General features: G+C 59.6%; 11 protein-coding genes and 1 tRNA gene. 3 read left to right on the forward strand and 9 right to left on the reverse strand.

Translation table 11 applies throughout. The features are described from left to right. Position 1: 1 nt before the first annotated feature. The 5 genes from T424_RS0116485 to T424_RS0116505 form a co-directional block, all read right to left on the reverse strand. A complete protein-coding gene (locus tag T424_RS0116485) occupies positions 2-1,105 on the reverse strand; it encodes an ABC transporter permease (protein ID WP_027488703.1) in 1,104 nt (367 codons plus the stop codon). A gap of 7 nt (positions 1,106-1,112) precedes the next feature. Then, the gene (locus tag T424_RS0116490; RefSeq protein ID WP_027488704.1) at positions 1,113-2,624 is read right to left on the reverse strand and encodes an ABC transporter ATP-binding protein; all 1,512 of its coding nucleotides are present in this window, start codon (positions 2,622-2,624) and stop codon (positions 1,113-1,115) included. A 193-nt stretch (positions 2,625-2,817) separates the two neighbouring features. Further along, entirely contained in the window at positions 2,818-3,813 is a 996-nt protein-coding gene (locus T424_RS0116495; protein ID WP_027488705.1) for a BMP family lipoprotein, read from the reverse strand. Between the two features lie 321 nt (positions 3,814-4,134). After that, a complete protein-coding gene (gene msrA, locus T424_RS0116500) occupies positions 4,135-4,785 on the reverse strand; it encodes a peptide-methionine (S)-S-oxide reductase MsrA (protein ID WP_027488706.1) in 651 nt (216 codons plus the stop codon). Positions 4,786-4,878: 93 nt separating this feature from the next. Next, a complete protein-coding gene (locus tag T424_RS0116505) occupies positions 4,879-5,199 on the reverse strand; it encodes a hypothetical protein (protein ID WP_051559128.1) in 321 nt (106 codons plus the stop codon). Positions 5,200-5,492: 293 nt separating this feature from the next. Between T424_RS0116505 and T424_RS0116510 the strand changes: the two genes are divergently transcribed. Beyond that, positions 5,493-5,582: transfer RNA gene (locus T424_RS0116510), tRNA-Ser, on the forward strand. Positions 5,583-5,595: 13 nt separating this feature from the next. Here T424_RS0116510 and T424_RS0116515 read toward each other — a convergent pair. Further along, positions 5,596-6,987, reverse strand: a complete 1,392-nt coding sequence (locus T424_RS0116515; protein WP_027488708.1) for an aminotransferase-like domain-containing protein — start codon at positions 6,985-6,987, stop codon at positions 5,596-5,598. Positions 6,988-7,265: 278 nt separating this feature from the next. On the opposite strand from T424_RS0116515, the gene T424_RS0116520 reads away from it, so the two are divergent. Then, positions 7,266-8,126 carry a DMT family transporter gene (locus T424_RS0116520; RefSeq protein WP_027488709.1) on the forward strand — a complete coding sequence of 287 codons (861 nt, stop codon included), beginning with the start codon at positions 7,266-7,268 and terminating at the stop codon, positions 8,124-8,126. Positions 8,127-8,176: 50 nt separating this feature from the next. On the opposite strand, the gene T424_RS0116525 is transcribed toward T424_RS0116520, so the two are convergent. The 3 genes from T424_RS0116525 to mepA form a co-directional block, all read right to left on the reverse strand. Beyond that, complete coding sequence (locus T424_RS0116525; protein WP_051559118.1) at positions 8,177-9,211, reverse strand: glucokinase; 1,035 nt, start codon at positions 9,209-9,211, stop codon at positions 8,177-8,179. A 122-nt stretch (positions 9,212-9,333) separates the two neighbouring features. Continuing rightward, complete coding sequence (locus T424_RS0116530) at positions 9,334-9,711, reverse strand: methylglyoxal synthase (protein ID WP_027488711.1); 378 nt, start codon at positions 9,709-9,711, stop codon at positions 9,334-9,336. A gap of 110 nt (positions 9,712-9,821) precedes the next feature. Then, a complete protein-coding gene (gene mepA, locus T424_RS0116535) occupies positions 9,822-10,871 on the reverse strand; it encodes a penicillin-insensitive murein endopeptidase (protein WP_027488712.1) in 1,050 nt (349 codons plus the stop codon). A 313-nt stretch (positions 10,872-11,184) separates the two neighbouring features. On the opposite strand from mepA, the gene T424_RS0116545 reads away from it, so the two are divergent. Beyond that, complete coding sequence (locus T424_RS0116545) at positions 11,185-13,029, forward strand: extracellular solute-binding protein (RefSeq protein WP_407921403.1); 1,845 nt, start codon at positions 11,185-11,187, stop codon at positions 13,027-13,029. Positions 13,030-13,634 lie beyond the last annotated feature (605 nt).

The raw sequence follows: 13,634 nt of genomic DNA on the forward strand, positions 1-13,634 counted from the left end.
CTTACGATTTCTTGAACGACAGATAGAGACGCACCAGCGCCGGACGGAACATGAATTCCAGCGCGCCCGCGAACAGAATGACAAGGCCCTGGATGACCACGATCATGTCACGGGTGATGTTGGGCATGTCGAAGGACAGCTCCGCGCCGCCCTGATAAAGAACGCCGAACAATATCGCCGCAAGCAATATGCCCAGCGGATGGCTGCGGCCCATCAGCGAAACGGCAATGCCCACGAAGCCCGCCCCGCCGACGAATTCCACCTGAAGCCGGGCAGACGCCCCCATGACGGGATTGAGCGCCATCATGCCCGCCAGCGCCCCGGACAGCAGCATGGCGATGACCACGATGCGCGTATAGGAGATGCCGGCATAGGACGCCGCCGAGCGGGAAATGCCGAGCGTGCGCATTTCATAACCCAGTCTGGTGCGCCAGATCAGCACCCAGACCGCCACGCACATGACAAGGGCGATGATGAAGGAGATGTTGAAGGGTGCCGCCCCAAGCTTCAGGCCGAACATGGCCATCAGCCAGTCAAGCTTGGGCAATTGGCCGCCCTCCAGAAAGGTGCGGGTTTCCGGCGCCATCTTGCCGGTCACGCGCAGCACATTGACGAGGAGGTAGACCATCAGCGCCGAGGCGATGAAATTGAACATGATGGTGGTGATGACCACATGGCTGCCGCGCCGCGCCTGCAACCAGGCGGGTATCAGCGCCCAGGCCGCGCCGAAAACCGCTGCTCCCAGCACGGCAACGGGCATGGTGACATACCAGGGGCAATAATGATCGAGCGCCAGCGCCACCAGCGCCGCCCCCAGCCCGCCGACATAGGCCTGCCCCTCGGAGCCGATATTGAACAGGCCCGCGTGAAAGGCCACGGCCACGGAAAGCCCGGTGAAAATGAAATTGGTGGCATAAAACAGCGTAAAACCGATGCCCTCGCCGCGTCCCAGCGCGCCCTGCAACATCAGCACCAGCGCATCCCAGGGATTTTCACCGATGATCCAGACGACAAGGCCGGAAATGAGAAAGGCAAGGATCAGGTTGATGAGCGGCAGCAGGCCGTAGGTGATCCAGTTCGGAAGGGGAATGGAAGCAGTACTCATCAAAACCTCAAGCGGCAATACCGGCCATCATCAGGCCAAGCGTCTGTTCCGTGGCATCCGCCGATTTCTCACCGACGATCCGGCCTGCAAACATCACCAGAATCCGGTCGGAAAGCGCCCGGATCTCGTCCAGCTCCACCGAAACCAGCAGCAGCGCCTTGCCTGCATCGCGCGTTTCGACAATGCGGCGGTGGATGAACTCGATGGCGCCTATATCGACGCCGCGCGTCGGCTGGCCGATCACCAGCATTTTCGGATCGCGTTCGATCTCACGCGCCACGACGATCTTCTGCTGGTTTCCGCCGGAAAAATTGGCGGTCTTCAGCCGGGCGTTCGGCGGGCGAATATCGTATTTGGCAATCTCCACCTCGGCGGCAGCACGGATCGCCGCCGGATCGAGGAAAGGCCCCCGGCCGTAGCGCGGATCGCGATGATAGCCCAGAATGGCGTTCTGGCTTTCCTCGAAGGGCAGCACGAGGCCCATATGATGGCGGTCTTCGGGAATGTGCCCCATGCCCAGACGCCGCAGCATGGCCGGATCGAGACCGGACACCTTGCACCCCTCCAGAAATATCTCTCCCGATACCGGCTTGCGGATGCCGGTAATGGCTTCCAGAAGCTCGCTCTGACCATTGCCCGCCACGCCGGCAATGCCGAGGATTTCACCGGCGCGAATATCGAAGGACACATCATCGACCATGGTCACGCCGCGAGCGTCCTTGACGGTGAGGTTGCGCACTGAGAGCAGCACTTCTCGCGGCTGGGCGGGCTTCTTGTCCACCCGCAACAGCACGCGGCGGCCAACCATCAGCTCGGCCAGCTCCTCCACGGTGGTTTCGGCGGTCTTGCGGGTGGCCACGATCTCGCCGCGCCGCATGACGGAGACCGTATCGGTAATGGCCATGATCTCGCGCAGCTTGTGGGTGATGAGAATGACCGTCTTGCCCTGATCGCGCAGGACACCGAGAATTTTGAACAGGTGATCGGCCTCGGCGGGCGTCAAAACCCCGGTTGGCTCGTCAAGAATCAGGATTTCGGCGCCGCGATAAAGGGCTTTCAGAATCTCGACACGCTGTTGCAGACCGACCGCAAGCTCCTCGATGACGGCATCGGGATCGACCTCGAGGCCGTAATCCTTCTCAAGCTGCTTCAGCGAGGCACGGGCGGCATCCGAGCCTTTGGCCAGCGATGCGCCGCCCTCGGCTCCCAGCATGATGTTTTCCAGCACGGTGAAATTTTCGACCAGCATGAAATGCTGGTGAACCATGCCGATACCCGCGGCAATCGCCGCCTGACTGTCCTTGATCGTGGCCGCTTCACCGCCAACCTTTATGACGCCCTCATCGGCCTGATAGAAGCCGTAGAGGATCGACATCAGGGTCGATTTTCCAGCCCCGTTTTCACCAATGATCCCGTGTATGGAGCCCTTGGCAACGGTGAGGTTGATGTTCTTGTTGGCGTGGACCGGACCGAATTTCTTGTCGATCCCGATCAGTTCAATCGCAGGCGCCTGAACCACGTCATAAGCTCCAGAAAATGCGGCGGATCCGTTCATTTACGCAAAAGTGCCGCGCTCATTGAAAAGCGCATCGCATGTTTCGCAGGGCGCCACAAGATTTGCCGCTGAAACAGGCAGCAGAAAAACTTGAACAACAAAGTGTCAGCATGAAAAAGGGCGCAGGACGACGCCGCCCTGCACCCTTTCAAACAGCTCAGCCCTTCGGGCAGGCGTTGTCGCTCATGTAGTCATGCACCTTGATCTTGCCGGCAATGATGTCTGCCTTTGCCTTTTCGACGGCAGCCTTCATGTCAGCGGTGATCAGGGCCTTGTTGTTGTCGTCGATTGCCGCCATGACACCTTCTTCCTTCACGCCAAGCGACTGGGTGCCGCCGGTGAACTTGCCGTTCTTCGTATCCATGAAGGCATTATAGACGGCGAGATCCACGCGCTTGACCATGGAGGTCAGCACCGAACCCGGATGCAGATGGTTCTGGTTGGAATCGACGCCGATGGAGAATTTCTTGTTGTCGGCAGCCGTTTGCAGGGCACCGATACCGGATGCACCGGCTGCGGCGTAGATCACGTCCGAACCCTGGTCGATCTGGTTCTTGGTGAGTTCACCGGCACGAACCGGGTCGTTCCAGGCAGCGCCCGTGGTGCCAACCATGTTCTGGAACACTTCGATCTTGGCATTGGCAGCGCGCGCGCCCTGCTCGTAGCCGCATTCGAACTTGCGGATCAGCGGAATGTCCATGCCGCCGACGAAGGAGACCTTGCCGCTCTTGGAAGCCATGCCAGCCAGAAGGCCGACGAGGTAGGACCCCTCTTCTTCCTTGAAGGTGACAGAGCGGACATTCGGCTTGTCAACGACAGAATCCACGATCACGAACTTGGTATCGGGAAACTCGCCAGCCACCTTTTCCATCGCCGAAGTCCAGGCGAAGGAAACGGCGACAACCGGGTTATAGCCGCGCGAGGCGAAGTTGCGGATGGCCTGCTCGCCCTGCGTATCGCTGGTCGGCTCGAAGTCCCGGAACTTGATGCCGGTTTCCTTGGAGAACTTCTCCGCGCCATTGGCGGCTGCTTCATTGAAGGATTTGTCGAACTTGCCGCCGGTGCCATAAACCAGGGCGGGCTGTAGATCGGCAGCAAGCGCCGAACCCGACATGGCGACCATGGCAAAAAGCGAAATAAGGGATTTCTTCATTGTGCAGCCCTAGTGTTGCTATTGATGTTTCCAGCACCGGAAGGCCGCTTTGCCGCGTCCATCCATGCGCCTGCCCCCTCTCAAGGATCTGGCTGGCGCGCATCCTTGCACGGCTTTTCGAAAAATTCACCAGATTTTTTTCAACTGGTAAACAATAGCAAGCTGCATAATCTCCAAAAATTATGCAAAGCGCAGAAAATAAATGGAAGCAGGATTCCATTTTAAAAACAGAATCTTGCTTCCTACTTGCAAAATATCATCGTGATCTTTCCAGGCTCGCGCCAAAAAATCAGGCGCAAGTCTGGCGGCCAAGCTCAAACGCTAGGCAATCGGGCAGGCAACGCCGGTGCCGCGCAATCCACAATATCCATTCGGATTTTTGGCAAGATATTGCTGATGATACTCTTCTGCGTAGAAGAATGGGCCAGCATGAGCAATTTCGGTTGTAATCGCAGCCTTCCGTCCCGCTGCGACCAGGGCCTGCTGGAAGGTGTCACGCATGGATTCGGCCTTTTTCACATCGGCCTCCGCGTCAGCATAAATGGCCGAGCGGTAGGTCGTGCCAATATCGTTGCCCTGCCTCATGCCCTGTGTCGGGTCATGCGCTTCGAAAAAAACCTTGAGCAGATGGTCGAGGCCGACCACATTCGGATCATACACGACCTTGACGACCTCCGTATGGCCGGTCAGGCCCGTACAGGTCTCCTCATAGGTCGGATTGGGCGTAATGCCGCCCTGGTAGCCAGCCGCCGTGACCCAGACGCCGGGAATATTCCAAAGCAACCGTTCAGCGCCCCAGAAACACCCCATGCCGAGATAGATGACCTTCATGCCCTCGGGATAAGGGCCTTTCAACGGCCGCCCCGATACATGATGATATTGCGCCGTCTCAAGCGGCTGCGGCCGTCCGGGCAAAGCCGTATCCACGGTTGGCATGATGGTCTTTTTGCCGAACAATCTGTCGAGTAGCATGTCGAACTCCTTTCAACAGCGCCGCCCTGGCAAAAGCCATCGCGACTGACGTGGTCGAACCCTTTTCACCATTTTGCCGGATAAAGACGGACTTCAGGCCGCAAATCGGCCAGCCGGGGCCTGTCGTCTATAACCCATCATCCACAGCATGAGCGAAAGCCCGAGCAAAACGGCAAAGCCGGGCTGGTGCAGAATGGCAATTTCCAGCGCTTCCCAGCTCTGGCGTCCGAGATAGGTCTCGCAGAGATCACGCATCCGCGTGAGGCTCGATGGATCTGCCGAGATCCACAGACTTTGAAAATCCGTCGTGACGATCGCGGATGACGCCACCGATTCAATCGCGTCCACCGTGGCCGCGATCACCGCCAGTACCAGCGCAACGAAACTGATGAAACGCAAGAAGAAGCGCACCACACCCGACTCCCGCCCGAGGGAAAATAACACACTGCTTTTCGCCTGCTATCACGGCCCACCCTCGGCATTGCAGTTTTCCCGCTCGAGGTGTTGACCGCCTCCGCCCGCCCATACCGCGTCTCGGGCTCTGATCCAGGACCATGATATGGGGCCACTCCCCCGGCATCGGCAATAGGGATGGACGAAAAGTTTGGATGGCCTGCAAAAAACTTTCATAATCGCCTTGCGCCCGGACGAATCCTTGGTATATGTCCCGCCCACCAGCCGGGGCGAAACTGCCCGCAGGCCTGGACGGACAGGTGGCCGAGTGGTTTAAGGCGCACGCCTGGAACGCGTGTGTACGTGAAAGCGTACCGAGGGTTCGAATCCCTCCCTGTCCGCCATTTCTCTCTGAATTCAGGTAGATAGCAATCGTTTCAGCACATCGTAGATGCGTTGATCGGCCATATGCGCGACGTTGAAGCGCAGGAAGCGGGTTGCGGTCTGGTGGACGCTGAAAATGTTTCCGGGCGCCAGAAGAATATTGGCCTCCATCGCTGAACGGGCGATCCGGGCGGCGTCCTGCCCTTCCGGCAGCCGGCACCAGAGATAGAAGCCACCGCGTGGCACCAGCCATGGCGTGACATCGAGAGCGCTCAGCTTTTCCGCCACCTTTTCCCGCAGGCGCATCAGGCGGGTACGGGTCAGTTCCATATGCTTGCGATAGCTGCCACCTGTCAAAACCGCGGTGATGGCTTCGGCAGCGAGCGGATGATAACCACAGAAGCTGGTGGCGATCTGCAAATCCACCAGCGCCTCTATCATCTCTGGCCGCGCCGCGATGTAGCCACAGCGCAGCGATGCTGACAGCGTTTTGGAAAAACTGCCGATCCTCACTACATGTTCCAGCCCGTCCAGCACCGCAAGCCGGGGCGAATGAGCAGGCTCCAGATCGGCAAAAATGTCATCCTCGACAACCGTCACGGAATGGGCGGCAGCAAGCGTCAGCACCCGGTGGGCCGTGGCGGGCGACATTGTTGCGCCAGTCGGATTATGGAGCGCCGAATTGGTGAGATAGAGGCGGGGTTTGTGGGTGGCCATCGCGCACTCCATCGCCGTGATGTCCGGGCCAGAGGGCGTATAGGGCACGCCCGCCACCTCGACATTCAAAGCGCGAAACAGGGCGCGGAAGTTGAAGTAGCACGGATCATCCACCAGCACCCTGTCACCGGGCTTGAGCAGCAGGCGGCAAACGAGATCCAGCGCCTGCGTGCCGCTCCCTGCCAGCAGCACCTGATCGAGAGAGGCCGCCAGGCCCTCCTCCGCAAAACGCCCAAGCAGCACCCGCCTGAGGCCGAGTGGCCCCCGAACGGCACCGTAATCGGCCAGCATGGCATCGCTGCTGCGGCCAAGGCCGCGCAATGCCTTGCGAAAGGCGTCATTTGGCATCCAGTCTGCCGGAAGCCAGCCGCAACCGGGCTTCAGGGTCGAAGGGTCGCTGGCCAACGCCTGCCGCGATACCCAGAAGGGATCCACATCCCGACTGGCCGTTTCCACCCGCTCCGAAAGCGCAAGCGGCCGGGCGGCGCCGCCAGCCACGAAGAAACCAGCCCCCCGCCTTGCGCGAATGGCGCCCTCAGCCGCCAACCGGTCATAGGCTTCCGCCACGGTGGACGGCGAGACACCCATGTTTTCCGCCATATGCCGGATGGATGGCAGACGCTCATCCACACCCAGCGCACCACTGAGGATCTTGCGGCGTACAGCCTCCATCACCGTCTGGGTTCGGGAACGTGCGTGAGAGGTCATGAGGGACGTCCATGAAACTGTATGGTTATACTTTACCATACAGTACAGCTAAATTGTATGGTTTTGTCTCTGTCTTGTGCGGCAGGCCGGTCGTAAAGGCAAGGGCATGACACCATCAATGGCCTGCTTTGATTTTCGATACAACGCCGTGCGTTTTATCAAACGCACAAAGGACGCTGTAACACTTTAAATTTACTGCATAATTTTCACCTTAAATCGATTCCGATTTAAGGAATTATGCAGTAGATCCTGGAAAGCGGCAGAGGGAGGAAACAATCATGCAAAGCAAGACATCCGGCCTTGGAAGCGGCCTTCTCGGTGTTTTCATTTTCAGCGGCTCATTACCCGCCACGCGGGTTGCCGTTGCCGATTTCAGCCCATTGTTCCTGACGGCGGCGCGGGCGTCCATTGCAGCCAGCCTTGCGGGCTTGCTCTTGCTGCTGCTGCGTCAACAGCGCCCTTCGCTGCGGGATTTCCGGGCGCTCACCATCGTCGCCCTCGGCGTGGTGCTGGGCTTTCCCTTGTTGACGGGGCTTGCCCTTCAGCACATGTCATCGGCGCAATCCGTGGTCTTTATCGGGCTTTTGCCGCTGGCAACGGCGCTTTTTGCCGTAATCCGCGCGGGGGAAAGACCAAAGCCCGCCTTCTGGATGTTTTCCGTCCTCGGCGCCCTGACGGTCGCCGGTTTTGCCTTTTCGCAAAGCGGCAGTGGCTCCGGCCTCGGCAACGGGCTGATGATTGCGGCCATCATCGTTTGCGGCCTTGGCTATGCCGAAGGCGCTTCGCTATCGCGTCGTCTTGGTGGCTGGCAGGTCATCTCCTGGGCGCTGCTGATCGCCTCGCCGATCATGCTGGCGATTGCAGTGGTAAATCCGCCCGCGCAATGGGGCGCAATCAGCCTCGATGCCTGGCTTGGCCTTGGCTATGTCTCGGTCTTCAGCATGTTGATCGGTTTTATTTTCTGGTATCGCGGCCTTGCCCTTGGCGGCGTGGCCAGCATTGGCCAGTTGCAACTGCTTCAGCCCTTCCTCGGACTTCTCTTGGCGGGACTTGTACTGCATGAAGCGGTGGCGTGGCCAATGGTCGCGGCCACTGCCATCGTGGTCGCCTGCGTGGCTGGCGCACGCCGGTTTGCATAACCGTGCATGGCGCTCTCTTCGCAAATCCGGGCAGGCGGCCTGTCGAAGGCTCAGCGCCGCCAGCGCCTGCCATCATGGCTGACACCATAGCTGGCGGGCGTGCGAGCATAGGCTGCAAGACCGGCAAGAGCCGCCTGGGGATGGGTGACGACGAAGGTGGGAATGGTCTTCATCAGTGCGGAATGCGGCGCCTTGTCTTCGAAAGCGGCGCGGAAGGCAGGCAGCTTCAGCGCAGGAATGATCTTCTGCGAGATTCCCCCAGAGAGAAACACCCCGCCGCGCGCCATGAAGATCAACGCCAGATCGCCCGCCAACCGGCCGAGATACGTGGCCAGCAGCTCGAGCGTTTCCACGCAAACCGGATCGGAGCCGCTCAGGCCATGGGCGGTAATGTCCGCCGGATCCGACCATTCGGGACTCTTGCCATCCGCCACGCAGATGGCCTTGTAAAGATGCACGATGCCGCGTCCGCAGATGATCTGCTCGCCGGAAATCCGCCCCTCGATGGTTTCGATATGGGGGAAGATTTCGTAGTCTCGCTTGCTGCGCGGCCCGATATCCACGTGGCCGCCCTCACCGGGAACGGGAATCCAGATATGCTGGGAATAAACGAGGCCGCCCACGCCAAGGCCCGTACCGGGGCCAAGAACCACCCGCGAGCCAAGCGTGGTCTGGGAAAGCTCTCCGATTGCCTCACGGTCGTTTTCGGCAAGCGAAGCGGCAGCCAATGCCTGCGCCTCGAAATCATTGACGACGAGAACATCCTCGAAACCGAGCTGCTCGATCATGCCCTTCGGGCGGATGACCCAATCGCAATTGGTCAGCGGAATTTCATCGCTCTTGATCGGCCCCGCCACGGCCAGAATGGCCGAGCGCGGCTGAACCGAGCTCTTGTCGAGAATGCACTCCTGAATGGCCTGATCGATCGTTTCGAAATCCGCCGTTCGAACAGTGGGAAACTCCCTTGGCGCGGCGTAAACATCGGTCAGGATCCAGAATCGCGCATTGGTGCCGCCAATGTCGCCGATCAGGACCGGAAAGGGAATATGCTCGTTTTCAAGATGTTTGGCCATTGGAACGTCCATCTGGGGCAGTTTCCGTCAAAGTCCAGCGGCTTTTCGGGAAAATTCGCTGTAGCTTGTGGGCGGCCCAGGCAAAGGCAAAGCCGCTCCGGTTTCTGGTTGGCGCAGAAGGCAGACAGAACCACCTATCCGATTGCAGGCAGAAGGGTATCCGCCGTCGCCCGGTTCAATGCCATTGGCGTATCATAAAGGATGGCAAGACGCATCAGCGCCTTCACGTCCACGTCATGCGGCATGGGGGTCAGCGGATCGACGAAGAAGATCAGCATGGCCACCTTTTCCTCGGCAATCATGGCGCCGATCTGCTGATCGCCGCCCAATGGACCGCTTTTCATCAAGGTGACATCGAGGCCGGGGCAAGCCTGAAGCACTCTGCCGCCCGTGGTGCCGGTGGCAACGATTTTCCAACCGGCAAGCAGGCCTTGATGGCGGCTGGCAAATGCGGCCATCTCGTCCTTCATCTTGTCATGGGCGATCAACGCAATCGTCCGACGCTCCACCATCTCCGGCCTCCAACGCTCCCGCACATTCCAGCGATCGTCCACGTCAGCGGAACGCGGAATTCAATCGATTTGAATTCCTTCTACACAGGCGCGGCCCAAATGAAAAGCCGTCAGCGCGCCGCGGGCAAAGGCACATCATCCTCGGGCACGGGTGCGCCACCCGTCTTCGGCGCCAGATCTTTCGCGGTGGCGGAAACCGGCACGGGGCCGGGATCCACATAGGCGGCCACACCGCCATAGGTGGCGTGGGCCTCGTCCACCACGGCGGGCTGATCGAGAATGGCAGCACAGGCTTTCGGCAGATCGGAAACCATCATGGGGCGCGGCGGCGGTGCGGGCTTTGTGGGTGTTGCCGGCTTTTTCGGCTCCCACGGCTCCTTGGTAAACCACCAGGCCAGCGATTTGTCGCAGCCGTCGCCGGCGGCCACCGGGGCCTGCGGCTTGCATCCGGCCGCCCCCGCCGGGCAGGAAATGCGAATATGGAAATGCGCGTCATGGCCATAGAGCGGACGGATCTTGCCCATCACGGCGCGATCTCCGGTCCAGCTATCGCAAAGCTTCTTCTTGATGGCCGGGTTGACGAAAATCCGCTCGACTTGCGGATAGCTTGCCGCCAGCATCAAAAGGCGGGCATGGGCGGGCGTCCACGCCTTTTCGTCGATGGTCAGGAACTTGTCCTTTTGCAGCATCGAGACGAAGGGCTTGTCCTCTCTTTGCTGAACGCTCAGCCGCTTGGCGGGCATGGGTGTCAGCCAGACGTCGGCATCCAGCCCGAGCTGGTGGGAGGCGTGACCATTGACCATCGGCCCACCGCGTGGCTGGGCAATATCGCCGACCAGAAGTCCCGGCCAGCCGACCTTGGGCGCATCACGCGACAATTGCTCCAGCAGGGAAATCATCGCCGGATTTCCCCAGCGGCGGTTGCGGGAAAGGCGCATGGCCTGCCAGTTCGGTCCATCGGTTGGAAGCGCCACGGCCCCGCTCATGCAGCCCTTGGAATAAAAACCATAGGGTGTGGCAGGTCCGGCGGTGGGTAGCTGCACAGCTCCGAAGGCCTGTTTGGCAGGCTGGTCCTCACCGGAAAGAGCCGGGGCAAGATCGGCCACAAGCAGCAAGCCGGATAGCGCGAACGCAGACAACAGGCGGGCAGGATGGGCCAAGGTCTATCTCCTAAAGTCTCTTTCCGAGAAAAATCGAAAGCTGTTTTCCGTCCGGAAATACATAAAAACAGGGTGTTACAGCGCCGTGATTCCGATTTAAGGAATTATGCAGTAGTGCGATTCCCAACTGGCGTGAAGCATAAAATCGCTCAAGAAATCATCCTCTTCATAGCTTTGGACGGCCGGCTGCGGAAGCCGGGCCGCCATCAATTCCATCGTCATCAATGCCTCGTGATGAGCCGCGCATATTTACCCCTGCCCGATTTCCCGATACCTCAAGGGATAGATTGGGCCAAGGGAGATCAGGCGCTTTATGAACCGGATGAGGATCGTGCTTTCCATGCTGGCAATGATCGGCGCCTGCTGTCTGGCCGCCACCGGGCAAGCGGGGCAGGAGCTGCAATGGCGCCACGCCATCGGCATTATAGAGGCCCCGAAATATGCCGCTGGCTTCGAGCATTTCGCCTATGTCAACCCGCAGGCGCCGAAGGGCGGCGAGGTGAAGCTTTCGGCCAATGGTACCTATGACACGTTCAATCCGGCGCTCGACAAGGGCAATCTTGCCGCAGGCCTTCTGCCACGCGCCTCGTCGGTGACAGAAACGCTGTTCAAGCCTTCCATGGATGAGGATGGCACGAGCTACGGGCTTCTGGCCGAGGCCATTGCCTATCCGGACGATTATTCCTTTGCCAAATTCCGGCTGCGGCCCGAAGCCAAATGGGCCGACGGCCAGCCCGTCACCCCGGAAGACGTGGTCTTCAGCTTCGACAGCTTCAAGGAGCTTCATCCGCTTTACACCACCTATTACGCCCACGTCATCAAGGCGGAGAAGACCGGCGAGCGCGAAGTGACCTTTACCTTCGACCAGAAGGGCAACAAGGAACTGCCGATGATCGTCAGCGAGCTGGACATTCTTCCACGCCACTGGTGGCAGGCGAACGGGCCGGACGGCAAGCCGCGCGACATTTCCCGCACCACGCTCGAACCCATCCTGGGTTCCGGTCCCTACCGCATCGCCGCCTTCACCCCCGGCAGCACGCTGCGCTACGAATTGCGCGACGATTACTGGGGCGGCAATCTCAATGTGAATGTCGGATACAACAACTTCCGCAGCATCATCTACACCTATTACACCGACGATAATGTAGAGTTCGAGGCCTTCCGCGCCGGGGATGTGGATTACTGGATGGAGACGACCGCGGCGCGCTGGGCCACCGGTTTCGATTTTCCCGCCGTGAAAAGCGGCAATGTCCTGCGGGCGGAACTGCCCAATCCCTATCGTACCATGGGCATCATGCAGGCCATGGTGCCGAATATGCGCCGGGACATGTTCAAGGATGCGCGCCTGCGCGAAGCACTGCTCTATGCCTTCGACTTCGAGGAGCTGAACCGCACCGTCTTTTACAACGGCTACAAGCGGATCGACAGCTTCTTCTGGGGCACGGAGCTTGCCTCCTCCGGCCTGCCGCAAGGGCGGGAACTGGCGATGCTCAACGATCTGCGGGACAAGGTTCCGCCGGAGATCTTCACGAGGCCCTACAGCAACCCGGTGGGCGGCACACCGGAGAAGCAGCGCGACAATCTGCGAAAGGCCGTCGGCCTGCTGAAGGAGGCAGGTTATGAGTTGCGCGGCAACAAAATGGTCAATGCCGCCACGGGCAAGCCGCTGGCCTTCGAGCTTTTGCTGAGCAGCCCCCGGTTTGAGGTCGTTGCGGTGCCCTACAGCAACATGCTGCGCAAGATCGGCATTGAAATGACCGTGCGAACGGTCGATTCCTCGCAATATATCAACCGCCTGCGCAGCTTCGATTACGACATGACATGGACTGTCTGGGGGCAGACGCGAAATCCCGGCAATGAACAGCGGGAATATTGGGGCTCTGCCTCGGTCAACCGTCAGGGTGCGCGCAATTACGCCGGCATTGCCGATCCCGCCATCGACGCGCTGATCGACAAGGTGATCTTCGCCCGCGACCGCGACGAGCTTCTTGCGGCGACCCATGCGCTGGACAGGGTGCTGCTCGCCCATCACTATGTCGTGCCGATGTATTATGGCAACACCGCCCGGATTGCCTATTGGAACCGGATGAGCCACCCTGCCGATCTGCCGCAATTTGCCATAGGCTTTCCCGACATCTGGTGGTCGAAAAACCCTTGAGCATCATGCAGGCTTTGCAAGGAGCGCCGTCAAAAGATACCAATATGGCGAATGATTCGGCTCCTTCCCGATGGCCGGGCCGATTTGACGAGATGCGAGGAAAACGATTGGCAAGACCCCGCCGCCCCTTTGCCGACCCTGATGTGTTTGCGTGGCTTTCAAAACCACATTACACGACGCTACGGTCTTGCGTGTGGTTTACCCCCCTCTGTCCTGCCGGACATCTCCCCCTCAAGGCAGGGCAATCGCATATGCGGAACAAACATGGAATCTGCGAGCATTTGTTCTTGCAACGATTCCGTTTTGTTCGCCCTTCGATTCCTCGAAATCGGTCATATGCGATTGCCCTGCCCCTCAAGGGGGGAGATCGGCAAGATCAAGGCCCTGCCTGCATTGCTGAAAAAGGCCGTCACCACACCTATTCATTGAAGAATGGCGCTTTGTCCGTATTGCAATCTCCCCCCTTGAGGGGGAGATGTCCGGCAAGGCAGAGGGGGGTAGGCCACCCGACATACCTCAGCACCGTGTACCGTGTTTCAAAACCCCGTAGACTGTCCAGCACCCTGTTTTCACGCCTTCCTGCACTGAAAACCGGTTCCCACTTT

Source organism: Allorhizobium undicola ORS 992 = ATCC 700741, from assembly GCF_000621665.1.
In the GTDB taxonomy this organism is placed as follows: domain Bacteria; phylum Pseudomonadota; class Alphaproteobacteria; order Rhizobiales; family Rhizobiaceae; genus Allorhizobium; species Allorhizobium undicola.

Bases quoted from the DNA above. Each gene is read 5' to 3' on its own strand.
- T424_RS0116545 (WP_407921403.1), top strand. From the start codon at position 11,185: ATGAACCGGATGAGGATCGTGCTTTCCATGCTGGCAATGATCGGCGCC.
- T424_RS0116515 (WP_027488708.1), bottom strand. From the start codon at position 6,987: ATGACCTCTCACGCACGTTCCCGAACCCAGACGGTGATGGAGGCTGTA.
- T424_RS0116485 (WP_027488703.1), bottom strand. From the start codon at position 1,105: ATGAGTACTGCTTCCATTCCCCTTCCGAACTGGATCACCTACGGCCTG.
- T424_RS0116520 (WP_027488709.1), top strand. From the start codon at position 7,266: ATGCAAAGCAAGACATCCGGCCTTGGAAGCGGCCTTCTCGGTGTTTTC.
- T424_RS0116525 (WP_051559118.1), bottom strand. From the start codon at position 9,211: ATGGACGTTCCAATGGCCAAACATCTTGAAAACGAGCATATTCCCTTT.
- T424_RS0116530 (WP_027488711.1), bottom strand. From the start codon at position 9,711: ATGGTGGAGCGTCGGACGATTGCGTTGATCGCCCATGACAAGATGAAG.
- msrA (WP_027488706.1), bottom strand. From the start codon at position 4,785: ATGCTACTCGACAGATTGTTCGGCAAAAAGACCATCATGCCAACCGTG.
- T424_RS0116495 (WP_027488705.1), bottom strand. From the start codon at position 3,813: ATGAAGAAATCCCTTATTTCGCTTTTTGCCATGGTCGCCATGTCGGGT.